This is a genomic window from Pseudomonas paraversuta (genome assembly GCF_904063065.1).
Taxonomy (GTDB): domain Bacteria; phylum Pseudomonadota; class Gammaproteobacteria; order Pseudomonadales; family Pseudomonadaceae; genus Aquipseudomonas; species Aquipseudomonas paraversuta.
Map to the genome: position 1 here is coordinate 506,665 of NZ_CAJFCL010000003.1, position 13,965 is coordinate 520,629.

The following is a 13,965-nucleotide window of genomic DNA, read 5'->3' on the forward strand; positions in this document are numbered from 1 at the left end:
CATCAACCCAAGGAATTGCCATGAGTAAGCTGTTTGCTGTAACCGAACGTCCCGTTGCTACGGTGGCAGAACTCAATGCCCGTGCCGATCGCCTGTTGCCGGAGATCGGCCAGGGCGCGGCGTTGCGCGAACGCGACCGGCTGCTGCCGTTTGAGGCGGTGGCGCAGATTGCCAAAGCCGGCTTTTTTAGCGCCAGAATTCCGGTCCGCTATGGCGGCAGTGGCGGCTCGGTGAAAGAGGTCATCGGTTTATTGATCCGTATCGCGGCGGTGGACTCCAACGTTGCCCAGGCATTGCGTCCCGGCTTCGGCTTTGTCGAAGGGTTGCTGGCGTCCCGGGCGGATGATGCCGAAGGCGAGCGCGAACGCTGGTTCGAGCGCTACCTGCAGGGCGCGGTGATCGGCAATGCGGGCTGGGAAGTCGGTGGCGCCAACGGCTCGATCAGCGCCCGGATAGTGCGTGACGGCGAGCATTACCGGGCCACGGGCAACAAGTACTACAGCACCGGTTCGTTGTATGCCGACTGGGTCAGCGCGGTGGCGCTGGACGAAAACGATCAGCCGGTGTCGTTCATCTTGCCGCGTAACCGTCAGGGGCTTGAGCTGCTGGACGATTTTGACTCCATGGGCCAGCGCCTGACGGCCAGCGGTACTACCCGCCTGAACAACGTACAGGTGCTGGCGCAAGAGATTCGCACCCGGACCGTGGAGGAGGGCAAGCGCACCATCGTCACGCCATTTTTGCAATTGTTCCTGGCGGCGGTGCAGGCGGGTATTGCGCGCAATGCCTTGAATGATGCGGTGGCGTTTGCCAATGAGCATGCGCGGCCGATCAAGCACAGCAGCGCCAACCGTTCGGTGGACGACCCTTACGTGGAGCTGAGCGTGGGGGACATCTCGGCCCGGGCATTCACGGCCGAGGCGGTGGTGCTGCGTGCGGCTGAGGCCATAGACCGGGCGTGGGCAGGGGATCTTGATCCGCTGTTGGTAGACCGGGCGGCGGTGGACGTGGCGCAGGCGCAATATATTGCTGCGGAGTCTGCGCTCAAGGCGGCGGAGCTGGTATTCGACGTGGGCGGGGCCTCGACCACGGGGCGGGCGCACAACCTTGACCGGCACTGGCGCAATGCCCGCACTGTGGCCAACCACAACCCCCGGCAGTGGAAAGCCGCGGCGGTGGGGGCCTGGCAACTCAAAGGCACCCCACCCCCGACCTCCGGGTTGTTCTGATCAAGGTCTGTGGGCAGGGCCGTGGGCTGTTACGCCGACTGCGTCGTCGAGCGCAGGCTCAGCCTGCCCAGCCCCCTCCCAGTGCCGTCAACAATCCCACGCTGGCCTGCAACTGCCGGGTACGCAGGGCTTGTACCGCGCGCTGGGCCTGCAACGCCGCGGTCTGCGCCGTGACTACATCCAGGTAGCTCACGGCTCCGGCTTCATAACTGTTGGTGGCCAGCGCCCGGGTGTGCTCGGCGGCATTGGCCGCCGCCTGTTGGTCCAGACCTTGCTGCCTCAGGTCGCGCAACTGCGCCAGGTTGTCTTCGACCTCGCGCACCGCATGCAGCACCTGGCTGCGGTAGTGTGCCGAGGCTTCTTCGAATTCGGACCTGGCCTGGCGCTCCTCGGCATTCAGTCGCCCGCCATCAAAAATCGGCAGGTTGACCAGCGGCCCCAAGGCCCAGAAACGATTGCTCGCGGCCAGTAAATTACCGCTGCCCTGGGTTTGCCCGCCCAGTAGTCCGGTCAGGCTGAAGTCAGGGTACCAGGCGGCTTTGGCCACGCCGATTTGCGCATTGGCGGCAAACATCCGCCGTTCCGCCGCGGCGATATCGGGCCGGCGCTGCAACAGGGTGCTGGGCAAGGCGCCCGGTTGCGCCGGGAGGCTCAGGGTCTGCTTGCCGGCCGGCAATTCAAAGTTGCTGGCCGGTTCGCCCAGCAGTTCGCCAATGGCGTGTTCGGTGAGGTTGCGCTGGCCGCGCACATCGTCCAGTTGGGCCTCGGCTTCGGCCAGCTGGCTCTGGGCGCGGGTCAGGTCAAGCTCGGATGAAATCTGCCCCTGATAGCGGGCGCGGGTCAGTTGCAGGGCCTGGCTGTAATCATCCAGCGAACTGGAGAGAATGCGCTGCTGCGCATCCAGCCCGTCAAGCTGCACATACAGGCTGGCAAGCTGGCGCTGCAAGCTCAGGCGAGCCACGGCCAGGTCATCTGCCGAGGCCTGAGCCCGGGCATCGCCCGCCGCCACCTGGTTGCGGATTTTACCCCACAGGTCGAGATCGAAATTCAGCGCAAAGCCTGTGGTATTGCTGTTGTATACCGCAGGCTGGTCGGAACCGCGCAGAGGCCGACTGTCCGACTGGCGCTGGCGCAGCGGTTGCCCGCTGGCGGTTATTTGCGGCAATAGCCCGGCATGCAGCTGGCTGGCATAGGCCTGGGCACCCTGGTAATGGGCCAGGGCTGCCGCCAGGTCCGGGTTGGTCTTGAGCAGGCGCTGCTGCAGTGCATTCAGGCGCTCGTCGTGATACAGCCGCCACCACTGGGGTGACAGTTGATCGGCCGGTTGCGCGCTGTGCCACGGGTTGTCGCTGCTCTGTTCGCGATAGTGCTGTGGCAGGTCCAGTTGCGGCGGCTTGTAGGCCGGTGCCAGCGAGCAGCCCTGCAACGCCAGGGCCAGCAACAGGGCGCCGCGTTTAAGCTTTGGCTGCATGGGCGGCTCCTGCATCGGCAAGTTTCACCGGGTCACCTTCGCGCAGGGCGTCTGGTGGGTTGTCGATCACGGTATCGGCAGGTTTGAGCCCTTGATCAATCACCAGCCGGTCACCCAGATCCAGGCCGATATGGATGTTTTGCATGTGCACATGCCGGGCGCTGTCGAGCACCGCCACCTGGGTGCCCTGGGCGCGGAAGATCAAGGCACTGGCCGGAATGCTGACGCCATGGGTGTCGGGCGGGATCGCCAGGGTCGCCTCGGCGTAATCCCCGGGCATCAGCACATCGCCGGGGTTTGGCGCGACAAACTGTGCCATCAGGGTGCCCGAGTGCTGATCAATGGCGGCCGAATTGCCGATCAATTTCGCGCTGAAAGTCTGCCCCGGATGCTCCGGCACGCTGAGCTGCACCGGCATGCCCGGACGAATCACGCTGGCGTAGTTCTGTGGCACCGGCACGTACAGGCGCAGCTGATGGGTATCGGCGATGTCGAACAGCTCGGTGTCGCTGTCGGTATCGGCCTTGATCAGTTGGCCGATGTCGGTATGGCGCGCGGTGATGGTCCCGGCAAAGGGCGCGCGAATGGTCTTGTAGGCTTCCAGGCTGGACAGGCGCGCGTAGTCAGCTTCGGCGGCCTGGGCACTGGCCCTGGCGGCGGCAGCGTTGGAGGTTTTCTCGTCCGCCTCCTGGCGTGAGACCGAGTGGCTGGCCAGCAGGTTTTGCCAGCGCGACGCGGTGGTGGCAGCCAGTCTGGCATTGGCCTGCTCTTGCAGCATGTGGGCCCGGGTCTGCGCCAGTTGCTGATCCAGGTCGGGGCTATCAATGACCGCCAGCACCTGTCCGGCGGTGACCTTGCTGCCAATATCGCTGTGCCAGCTTTTCAGGTAGCCGCTGACCCGGGCATGGATCGAGGCCTTGCTCCAGGCTTCCAGATGCGCGGGCAAACGCAGGGTGTCGCCATGGGCGTTCTGCAGCGGCTGGAACACGCTGACCACTGGCAGGGCGGCGACTTCGGTCCAGTTGGCAACCTCATGCTCGTGGCGGCTGCGGGCCGCCAGACCATTGGCCACCAGCAACGCGGCCAGGGTCAGGCCACCGATACCCAGGTACATCAAGCGCTTGGGCGAAGGTTTTGGATCAGACGACATGGGTGGTTTCTCCAGCTGCAGAGCGATTTTTTTCACGACCGTGCACCAGGCTGAACACCACGGGCACGAACAACAAGGTGGCAACAGTGGCCAGCATCAGCCCGCCAATCACAGCGCGGCCCAGCGGGGCGTTCTGTTCTTCTGAGAGGGCCAGCGGCAGCATGCCGATCATCATTGCCAGGGCAGTCATGCACACCGGCCGGAACCGGGTGTAGCCCGCTTCGAGCGCAGCCTTGAGGGCGTCGCCATGTTCCGCCAGGCGCTCGCGGCAGAAACTCACCACCAGAATCGAGTTGGCAGTGGCCACCCCCATGCACAGGATGGCCCCGGTCAGGGCCGGCACCGACAAGGAGGTGCCACTGAGGAACAGCATCCAGACGATCCCGGCCAGGGCGGCGGGCAGAGCGGTGATGATCACGAACGGGTCCAGCCACGACTGGAAGTTGACCACGATCAGCAGGTAGATCAGCACCACCGCCCCCAGCAGGCCCAGGCTCAAACCGCTGAAGGCTTCATGCAGCGCGTCGATCTGGCCGTGCAGGGTGATGGTGGCGCCTTTGGGCCGCAGGTCCGAGGCGCCATCAATCACTTTTTGCACATCGGCGGCCACCGAGCCCAAATCGCGGCCCTGAATGTTGGCGTACAGATCCAGGGTTGGCTCGATGTTGTAATGGGTGACCACCGCCGGGCTCTCGCCCCGGGTGATGGTCGCCAGCCCGCCAAGAATTTGAGACTGGCCGCTGCTGCCGGTGACCGGCAAGGCTTCCAGCGAGGGCAGGCTGTCCAGCCGGTATTGCGGGGTCGCGGCCACTACCCCGTAAGACACGCCGTTCTGCGGGTTGAGCCAGAAAGTCGGTGCCACCTGGGAACTGCCCGCCAGTGTGGCCACCATGCTGTTGGTAACGTCACGTTCGGTGATCCCCAGGCCATTGGCCCGTAGCCGGTCAACCTTGACTTGCAGGGACGGGTAGCCGACCGATTGCTGAATCCGCAGATCGGCTATCCCCGGCACATGTTGCAGGCGCCGTTGCAGCTCCAGGGCATAGGTGCGATTGGCGGCGTCGTCGCGGCCCGAGATTTTCACGTCTAGCGCAGCCGGAGCACCGAAGTTGAGGATCTGGGTGCTGATATCGGCCGGCATAAAGGCAAACTGGCTGCCGGGGAAACTCTCGGGCAGGGCTTCACGCAAGCGTTTCACATAGTCGGCGGTCGGGCTGTGGTCGGCTTTGAGGGTGACTTGAATATCGCCATCCTGGGGGCCGATGGTGCCGCTGCTGCTGTAGGCCATGTCGATGCCGCTCAACGGAATCCCGATGTTGTCGATGATGGTGTCCAGCTGGTCGGCGGGGATGATTTCACGAATGCGCGATTCGATCCGGTCGAAGGCCGCCGCGCTTTCTTCAATGCGCGTACCCAGCGGCAGGCGCACATGCAGGGCCAGTGCCCCGGCATCGGTGGCCGGGAAGAAGTCCTGGCCCAGACTCGGCAGCAACGCGAACGACGCCAGCACACAGGCCATGAAACCGGACAAAAAGCCTTTGCGATGGGCCAAAGCCAATTCCAGCACGCCGTAGTACCCATCGCGCACGGCCGAGAAGCGCCGTTCGAACCCTTGCTGAAAACTCAGCAGCGCCCGCACCGCTGCGCAATGTTGTGGGGTGTGCCGGTCGCCCTCGTGATGGTTGATGTAGCCATCTTCGGGGTGATGGCCCGGGCCTTGCTCCGCAACATGGGGTTTGAGCAGGAACATCGCCAGGGTTGGCACCAGGGTGCGCGACAGAATGAAGGACGAGCCCATGGCGAAAATCACCGACAGCGCCATCGGCCGGAACAGGAAGCCGGCAATCCCCTGCAACATGAACATCGGCACAAACACGATGCAGATACACAGCAGCGAAACGAATGCCGGGCCGACGATCTGCCTGGCGCCATCGAGAATCGCATCACGTACCGACTTGCCTTGTTCAAGGTGCCAGTTGATGTTCTCGATGGTCACCGTGGCATCGTCCACCAGAATCCCCACCGCCAACGCCAGCCCCCCGAGGGTCATGACGTTCAGGGTTTGCCCGCTGAGGGCCAGCAGGGCAATGGCCGAGAGCACCGCCAGCGGGATCGACACGGCAATGATCAGGGTCGAGCGCCAGCTGCCGAGGAACAGCAGAATCATCGCGCTGGTGAGCAGGGCGGCGATGATCCCTTCCTGGGCCACACTGCCCACCGACTGTTTGACGAATACCGAAGCATCGCCCAGCAGGGATGTCTTGAGTGAAGGAGGCAAGGTTTCGTTGATTCGCGGCAGCATCGAGCGGATGCCGTCGACAATCGACAGGGTCGAGATATTGCCGTTCTTCAAGGCCGGCATCAGTACTGCCCGTTGCCCGTCCACCCGCACGATGTTGGTTTGTGGCGGCGAACCGTCACGCACGTGGGCCACCTGGCCGATGGTAATCAGGGCGCCATTGACGGTCTTGATCGGCAAGTCATTGAGTTCGTCGATGGCTTTGGGGCTGTTGTTGAGCAACACCGTGTATTCATAGGTGCCGAGCTTGGCGGTGCCCACCGGGATGATCTGGTTCTGCGCCGCCAGTGCGTTGCCCACGTCCTGGGCCGACAAGCCCTTGGCTGCCAGAGCCTGGGGGTCGAGGTCGAGGGTGATCTGCCGCTGTTTACCGCCCATGGGGGTCGGCATGGCCAGACCGGGCAGTGAGCTCAGGGGCAGGCGGATGTTGTTCTGCACCAGATCGCGGATTTTGGCTTCCGAGAGCGTGGGGCTGGAAAACGCCAATTGCAGGATCGGTACCGTGGAGGCGCTGTAGTTCAGAATCAGCGGCGGGGTGATCCCCGGCGGCATCTGTTTGAGTACGGTTTGTGATACCGCGGTCACCTGGGCATTGGCGGTGCGGATATCGACGCCGGGCTGGAAGAAAATCTTCACGATGCCCATGCCGGGCAAAGACTGCGACTCGATGTGTTCGATGTCGTTGACCGTGGTACTGAGCGAGCGCTCGTAGGTGTAAATCACCCGGCCGGCCATATCTGCCGGAGCCAGGCCGGTGTATTGCCAGACGACGGCGACCACCGGAATACCAATGTCGGGAAATACATCAGTGGGCGTGCGCAGAGCTGCCAGCGGCCCGATGATGCAGATGAAAATCGCCAGCACGATAAACGTGTAGGGCTTGTGCAGTGCGGTCTTTACCAGCCCGAGCATGCCTGAACCTCCGAGGAGTGGAATTGCAAACCTCGGCAGTCTTACCGCCGGATCTTAACGATCCGCTTTCAGCGAGGTGAAGGATCCTTTAGGAAAGAGCTGAAAATCCCTTCACTTTCATTCATTTGGCGCAACACACGCTGAGTCGCAAGCTTGAGGCCTGTTCGACGGGTCAGCCTGTCGTCCCTTTTCAACTTTGTGCGAGGCGTACTTGCGATGACTCTTAAACCGCTGTTGCTGGTTCCGTCCCTGGGCCTGGTGTTGTTGCTGTCGGCCTGTGCCGGACCGATGCCCAAACAAGACCCGGGTGAAGCCTGGATCGGTCTTAAGGAAGAGGGCAACAGTGACCTGATGGCCGAGCGGGTAGACGGCAAGAACATCAATGATGGTCGCTATTTTGAAGTCACCCCTGGCGCTCACCGGCTGGACGTGACCTTGTTTGAGGGGGCCACCGGTGATGAAAACCAGGTCGATTGCCAGGGCAGGGTCAATTACCGGCAATTCAAGGCCGGAGAGCGTTACCAACTGATCGAGTCGAGCCTGGGGCCTGAAGTCAGCGCGACGCTGGTGGACTCCCACGGCAAGGAAGTGGCGCACACCGCGGACTTCACCTGCATGCCGGGCTGAGATCCCCGGACCCACAGCCTCTGCAGGAGCGAGCTGTTGCGATTTTCGCCGAAAAGCTCGTGTATTGCGGGATACGATTTCACTGACACCCCGCAACACCTGTAGGAGCGAGCTTGCTCGCGAGCCGTTGCGAGTCGCGCCGAAAAGCTCTTGTACTGCGGGATACGATTTCACTGACACCCCGCACACCTGTAGGAGCGAGCTTGTCTCGCGAGCTGTTGCGATTTTCGCCGAAAAGCTCGCGAGCAAGCTCGCTCCTACAGGTGTTTCGGGGGCTTTAGAATGAGCGGACGATCTTGCCCAGGGTCTCCATGGCCTTTTCACTGGCTTCGTTCCACGGGCTGCCGTAGTTCAGGCGGATGCAGTTGCGAAAGCGCTGGGTGGCCGAAAAAATGGGCCCCGGGGCAATGCTGATGCCTTGGGCCAAGGCCATCTGGAACAACTTGAGAGAGTCCATTTGCTCGGGCAGTTCCAGCCACAGAAAATACCCGCCCGACGGCTGGCTGACCCGGGTTTGCGCCGGGAAGTAGCGAGCTATCGCCGCCAGCATCGCGCTCTGTTGTTCTTCCAGGGCATAGCGCAGTTTGCGCAGGTGGCGATCGTAGCCGCCATGTTGCAGGTAGTCGGCAATCGCGGCCTGGGCCGGCATCGAGGCGCACAGCGAGGTCATCAGTTTGAGACGCTCTATTTTCTGCGCATATCGACCCGCCGCCACCCAGCCGATGCGATAGCCCGGGGCCAGGCTTTTGGCAAATGAGCCGCAATGCATCACCAACCCTTCGCTATCAAAGGCCTTGGCCGGTTTGGGCGCGTGCTGGCCGTAATACAACTCGGCGTACACGTCATCTTCAATCAACGGCACCTGGTGGCCGCGCAACAGTTCCACCAGCGCCTGTTTTTTGGCCTCGGGCATGGTCGCGCCAATCGGGTTCTGAAAACTGGTCATGCACCACACCGCCTTGATCGGATGGCGCTCCAGGATTTGCGCCAGCACCCCCAGGTCGATGCCGTCACGGGGATGCACCGGGATTTCCACGGCTTTGAGTTTGAGCCGCTCCAGCACTTGCAGGCAGGCATAGAACGCCGGCGCTTCGATGGCCACCAGGTCGCCGGGCTCGGTGACGGCCTGCAGGCACAGGTTCAAGGCTTCCAGGGCACCATTGGTGATCAGCAGCTCTTCCATGGGCAGCATCAGCCCCCCGACCATATACCTCAGGGCAATCTGGCGCCGCAGTTGCGGGTTGCCCGGGGACATGTCGGTGACCACCATGCGCGGGTCCATTTCACGGCTGGCGGTGGCCATGGAGCGGGCCAGCCGCTGTAGCGGGAATAAGGTCGGGCTGGGGAACGCCGAACCGAAGGGCACGGTGTGCGGGTCTTTCATCGAGTCCAGCACCGAGAACACCAGAGCACTGACATCCACTTCGGTGGACTCGGTTACATGGCTGCTGAATACCGGCTCGGAAAACGGACTCGGCGCATGCACATTGACGAAGTAGCCGGAACGCGGCTTGGCCCGGATCAGGCCACGGCGTTCCAGCAGGTAATAGGCTTGAAACACGGTGGAGGGGCTAACCCCGTAGGTCTGGCTGGCATAACGTACCGAAGGCACGCGCTGGCCGGGGCCGAGCACCCCGCTGCGAATCAGTTCAGCAATATCGTCGGCGAATTTTTCGTAGCGTTTCATTAATAAGGCTCGGCTAATCCTGCAGGAGCGAGCGTGCTCGCGATGGCTCACTCCGGTCAGTCTGATTGACCGTGCTGATGCTATCGCGAGCACGCCCGCTGCCACAGGGATTTATCGTTTATCGATTCAACGGTGCCACAAAACGGCTCTTGGCCACACTGCGTACGCTCGGTTGATCTGTGTCGGTGACCACAAACCCGATGGTTTGCGAACTGCTTTTCGGGCGTTCGGCCAACAGCGCGACAGATACCGGCACATCGACAATTTCGCCGGGGGCCAGGGTCAGCTCGGTCTTGCCCTGCAGGCGGAAGTCCTGGTTGTCTTGCAGCGATACCCGGTAATGCTGCGGCTCCTGGGTCTTGTTGATGATTTTGAGGCTGTAGATGTTCTCGATCTGGCCCTGACTGTTTTCGCGAAACAGCCCCCGGTCCTTGATTACATCCAGTGACACCATTGAGCGCTGGTCAAGCGCCACCACCAGGGCCCCGATCATCAGCACCAGCACCGCTGCGTAGCCAATCAGGCGCGGGCGCAGCAAATGGGTGGTGCCGCCCTGTAACTGGTGTTCGGAGGTGTAGCGCACCAGCCCGCGGGCGTAGCCCATTTTGTCCATCACCGTATCGCAGGCGTCGATACAGGCCGCGCAGCCGATGCATTCCATCTGCAGGCCATCGCGAATGTCGATGCCGGTGGGGCAGACCTGCACGCACATCTGGCAGTCGATGCAATCGCCCAGACCTGCCTGCGCCGGTTCGACCCCGCGTTTGCGCGGGCCGCGGCTTTCGCCACGGTTCACGTCATAGGAAATGGCGAGGGTGTCCTTGTCGAACATCACGCTCTGGAACCGCGCGTAAGGGCACATGTGCATGCACACCGCCTCCCGCAGCCAGCCGGCATTGATATAGGTGGCGCCGGTGAAAAACAGCACCCAGAACAGACTGATGCCGGCCATTTCCAGGGTCAGCAGCTCAGTGGCTAGGGGTCGGATCGGGGTGAAATAACCGACAAAGGTCAGCGCCGTCATCACGCTGATTGCCATCCACAGCGCGTGCTTGGCAGTGCGGCGCAGGATCTTGTTCAGGCGCCAGGGTGCAGCCTGGAGTTTTATGCGCTGATTCCTGTCACCTTCGGTGATCTTCTCGCACCACATAAACAGCCAGGTCCAGGTACTTTGCGGGCAGGTGTAACCACACCACACCCGGCCAGCGAATACCGTGATCGCAAACAGGCCGAAGGCGGCAATGATCAGCAACGCCGACAACAGGATGAAATCCTGCGGCCAGAACGTCGCCCCGAAAATATGGAACTTGCTTTCGGACAGGTCCCAGAGGACGGCTTGTCGACCGTCCCAATTGAGCCAGACCGTGCCAAAGAACAGCAAAAACAGAAAGCCGGCACCGACTATGCGCAAGGTTCGGAACAGACCGGTGAAACTGCGGGTGTGGATCAAGTTGTCGCTGGAGCGGCTTTTGTTTTTTGCGGCCCGGGGTCGCGAAGCCTCGAATGTTTCAAGTATCTGGACGGGAATTTGTTCGCTCATGGTCTTTCGCTCATCAGCCTCCATCAGGCCTGAGCACTATCCCCTGCGAACTGTTTGCATAACAGACTCAGTTATTTTATTAAAAACCGGATCAGATGAGTTTTCAGGGTGACCTGCGACAACTTGCTGCACCCTGGTCGCGGCCACGTGCAGCAGGGGCCGGGCGCCTTTAACCCAGGCGCCGGCGGGTAATCCTGATCGGGGTCAATTAAATCACCGAATCACCCAGGATGAGCCCATGCTGGGGCTCATCAGTCCTGCAGCTTCAGATAATTGACTCACTGCCCCCGGCCCGCAGCAACTCGCGGCTGTCCTTGGCGCCCGCCGCGACCAGGGCTTCGGCCTCGTCCGAGGTAATGGCAATGCGCAGGCCGTTCATCAGCGCCATGCACATTCTCGAGGCGTGGTCTGTGATGACTTCTACCCGCTCGGCCGGGGAGTGCTCCGAGCCTTCGGGTGATTCATACCAGCAGCTTTTGTCGGCATCGATTGTGATAGTCATCAGCATGGTCCTTTTATGGGGGTTAAAGGTTAGTGCGTGGAAAACCGGCCGGGTTCGATCGAATGGATTGGCGGTCATTGGCTGCGGGTTGTGCCCGCTGCGCCCCCGATCGCAACCGTCAGCGACCGGGCAGGTCAAACAGCGCTCAAGACGGGCATCAGATTCTCATCGGCGCATCTTCGCAGGGAGGATCGCCAATCGGGTTGGGGTCCTTGAGCGGCGGATCCTCTTCCGGAACCGGCTCGGCATCACCGGGCGGTAACACCGGGTCGTCAATATTGGGATCGGGGGTTTCTGCGGGAATGGGGATATTCATGGACATGGCCTCATTGCTGCATGGAAAGGATTACAGCCGGTCGACCTCATTGAAGGCCGCTCGGTTCCCCGGCCAATGACCAACGGAGTATCGGCAATTAGTCTGAACTTTTAATTCTTTCCCCCGCTCCCAACCAGGTGCCCGGTGATCGATGCCGGGAATGGCTTTGATACGACCACCCATAAACGTCTGCGGGCGTGAGGAGTGCTGCTCGATGACTGCTGATTTCCCGCAAGACCCTGATTCCACTGTGACGTTGCCGTTATCCCAGGCATTGCTGTTGCCGCGCATTGTTATTGAAGCCACGTCCCCGGTGCTCGAAAACGGTGAGTTCGCGGTCAAGGCGACTGCGGGGCAGCAGGTCGACGTGCTCAGCAAAGTGTTTGTTGACGGTCACGAGCAGCTGGCAGTCATGCTGCACTGGCGTCTGGCCAGTTCCGCGCACTGGTCGGCAACGCCTATGCATTTTTTAGGCAATGACAGCTGGAACGCACAGTTCCCGGTGCCCGAAGTGGGGCGCTATCTGTTTTGCATCGAGGCCTGGATTGATCGCTATGCCAGCTTTTGCCATGAGCTGGAGAAAAAGCATCAGGCAGGCATTGCCGTCAGTCTGGAGTTGCAGGAAGGGCGGATTCTGGTACAGCACGCCATCGAGCTCAGTCAGGGTGAACGGCGCGAACAGTTGCAGGCGTTGCTCGGGCAACTGTCTGGTCTGCTGGAGACCGAGCAAGTGGCGCTGTTCATGCACGAACACAGTGCGCAATTGATGGCCGAGGCACAAAACCACGCGTATTTGAGCCTGAGCCCCGAGTACCCGGTGGAGGTTGAACGGCCATTGGCGCAGTTCGCCAGCTGGTACGAGCTGTTCCCCCGTTCGGTCACTGACGATCCTGCACGCCACGGCACTTTCAATGATGTACACCAGCGCCTGCCGATGATTCACGACATGGGCTTTGACGTGCTGTATTTCCCGCCGATCCATCCCATTGGCCGCCGACATCGCAAGGGCCCCAATAACGCGTTGCAGGCCGGGCCGGACGATCCGGGCAGCCCCTATGCCATCGGCAGCGAAGAGGGAGGGCATGACGCGATCCATCCGCAACTGGGCAGCCGTGACGACTTCCGGCGCCTGGTGGCCGCTGCCGCGGACCACGGCCTGGAAATCGCTCTGGATTTTGCCATTCAGTGTTCTCAGGACCACCCGTGGCTCAAACAGCACCCCGGATGGTTTAACTGGCGCCCCGACGGCAGCATTCGCTACGCGGAAAACCCGCCGAAAAAGTATCAGGACATCGTCAATGTCGATTTCTATGCCCCGGATGCGATTCCCGGCCTGTGGCTGGAGTTGCGCGACATCGTGCTGGGCTGGGTGGACGAGGGGGTAAAAATCTTCCGCGTCGACAACCCGCACACCAAGCCTCTGCCGTTCTGGCAATGGCTGATCGCGGATGTACGTGCCCAGAACCCCGAGGTGATGTTCCTCGCCGAGGCGTTCACCACCCCGGCCATGATGGCGCGCCTGGGCAAGGTCGGTTACACCCAGAGCTACACCTATTTCACCTGGCGCAACACCAAGGCCGAGCTGGCAGCCTATTTCACTGAGCTGAATCAAAGCCCGTTGCGGGAGTGCTTCCGGCCCAACTTCTTCGTCAATACCCCGGACATCAACCCCGGCTTCTTGCATGACTCGGGGCGCCCCGGCTTTTTGATCAGGGCCGCGTTGGCAACCATGGGCTCGGGCCTGTGGGGCATGTACAGCGGCTTCGAGCTTTGCGAGTCGGCGGCGGTGCCGGGCAAAGAGGAATATCTGGACTCGGAGAAGTATCAGATCCGCCCCCGTGATTTCAGTGCGCCGGGCAATATCGTGGCCGAAATTGCCCAGCTCAATCGCATCCGCCGCCAGAACCCGGCCTTGCACAGCCACCTGGGCCTGACCCTGTACAACGCCTGGAATGACAACATTTTGTACTTCGGCAAACGCAGCGCCGATGGCAGCAATTTTGTGCTGGTGGCTATCAGTCTCGATCCCCATAACGCCCAGGAAGCTCATTTCGAGTTGCCGTTGTGGGAAATGGGCCTGGCCGATGACGCCTGGACCTCGGGGGAAGATTTGATGAACGGCCATCGATGGACCTGGTATGGCAAAACCCAATGGATGCGCATCGAGCCCTGGCTTCAGCCGTTCGGCATCTGGCGGATCAAACCCCTTTAAGCCCCTCTTGCCGGGCGGCT

Annotated in this window: 10 protein-coding genes; 3 read left to right on the top strand and 7 right to left on the bottom strand. The window is 61.7% G+C overall.

Translation table 11 applies throughout. The features are described from left to right. The first annotated feature begins 20 nt into the window (after nt 1–20). Nucleotides 21–1,229 (top strand): acyl-CoA dehydrogenase family protein, encoded by a 1,209-nt coding sequence (locus JQ845_RS08395; protein WP_127196730.1) that lies wholly within the window; start codon nt 21–23, stop codon nt 1,227–1,229. A gap of 58 nt (nt 1,230–1,287) precedes the next feature. Here the strand turns inward: JQ845_RS08395 and JQ845_RS08400 are convergent, their stop codons facing one another. From JQ845_RS08400 to JQ845_RS08410, 3 genes are read right to left on the bottom strand one after another with little or no spacing between them, the layout of a single operon-like run. Beyond that, nucleotides 1,288–2,700 (bottom strand): efflux transporter outer membrane subunit, encoded by a 1,413-nt coding sequence (locus JQ845_RS08400; RefSeq protein ID WP_160627214.1) that lies wholly within the window; start codon nt 2,698–2,700, stop codon nt 1,288–1,290. Beyond that, nucleotides 2,684–3,850 carry an efflux RND transporter periplasmic adaptor subunit gene (locus JQ845_RS08405; RefSeq protein ID WP_203008867.1) on the bottom strand — a complete coding sequence of 389 codons (1,167 nt, stop codon included), beginning with the start codon at nt 3,848–3,850 and terminating at the stop codon, nt 2,684–2,686. Before JQ845_RS08405 ends, JQ845_RS08400 begins: the two co-directional genes overlap by 17 nt. Next, entirely contained in the window at nt 3,840–7,061 is a 3,222-nt protein-coding gene (locus JQ845_RS08410) for an efflux RND transporter permease subunit (protein ID WP_203008868.1), read from the bottom strand. The genes JQ845_RS08405 and JQ845_RS08410 overlap by 11 nt, the downstream gene beginning before the upstream one ends. 216 nt (nt 7,062–7,277) lie before the next feature. Between JQ845_RS08410 and JQ845_RS08415 the strand changes: the two genes are divergently transcribed. Continuing rightward, nucleotides 7,278–7,688, top strand: coding sequence for a PA0061/PA0062 family lipoprotein (locus JQ845_RS08415; protein ID WP_127196726.1), 411 nt, complete (start codon nt 7,278–7,280; stop codon nt 7,686–7,688). Between the two features lie 277 nt (nt 7,689–7,965). On the opposite strand, the gene mapR is transcribed toward JQ845_RS08415, so the two are convergent. The 4 genes from mapR to JQ845_RS08435 all read right to left on the bottom strand — a co-directional run bounded on the left by mapR (nt 7,966) and on the right by JQ845_RS08435 (nt 11,733). Next, nucleotides 7,966–9,375, bottom strand: coding sequence for a GntR family transcriptional regulator MpaR (mapR, locus tag JQ845_RS08420; protein ID WP_203008869.1), 1,410 nt, complete (start codon nt 9,373–9,375; stop codon nt 7,966–7,968). 118 nt (nt 9,376–9,493) lie between these two features. After that, the gene (gene ccoG / locus JQ845_RS08425; RefSeq protein ID WP_003447541.1) at nt 9,494–10,915 is read right to left on the bottom strand and encodes a cytochrome c oxidase accessory protein CcoG; all 1,422 of its coding nucleotides are present in this window, start codon (nt 10,913–10,915) and stop codon (nt 9,494–9,496) included. 265 nt (nt 10,916–11,180) lie between these two features. Beyond that, a complete protein-coding gene (locus JQ845_RS08430; RefSeq protein WP_003447543.1) occupies nt 11,181–11,417 on the bottom strand; it encodes a DUF3203 family protein in 237 nt (78 codons plus the stop codon). Between the two features lie 157 nt (nt 11,418–11,574). Then, complete coding sequence (locus tag JQ845_RS08435; protein ID WP_203008870.1) at nt 11,575–11,733, bottom strand: hypothetical protein; 159 nt, start codon at nt 11,731–11,733, stop codon at nt 11,575–11,577. Nucleotides 11,734–11,947: 214 nt separating this feature from the next. Here JQ845_RS08435 and JQ845_RS08440 point away from each other — a divergent pair, with 214 nt between their 5' ends. Next, nucleotides 11,948–13,945 carry an alpha-1,4-glucan--maltose-1-phosphate maltosyltransferase gene (locus JQ845_RS08440; RefSeq protein ID WP_203008871.1) on the top strand — a complete coding sequence of 666 codons (1,998 nt, stop codon included), beginning with the start codon at nt 11,948–11,950 and terminating at the stop codon, nt 13,943–13,945. Nucleotides 13,946–13,965: the final 20 nt, after the last annotated feature.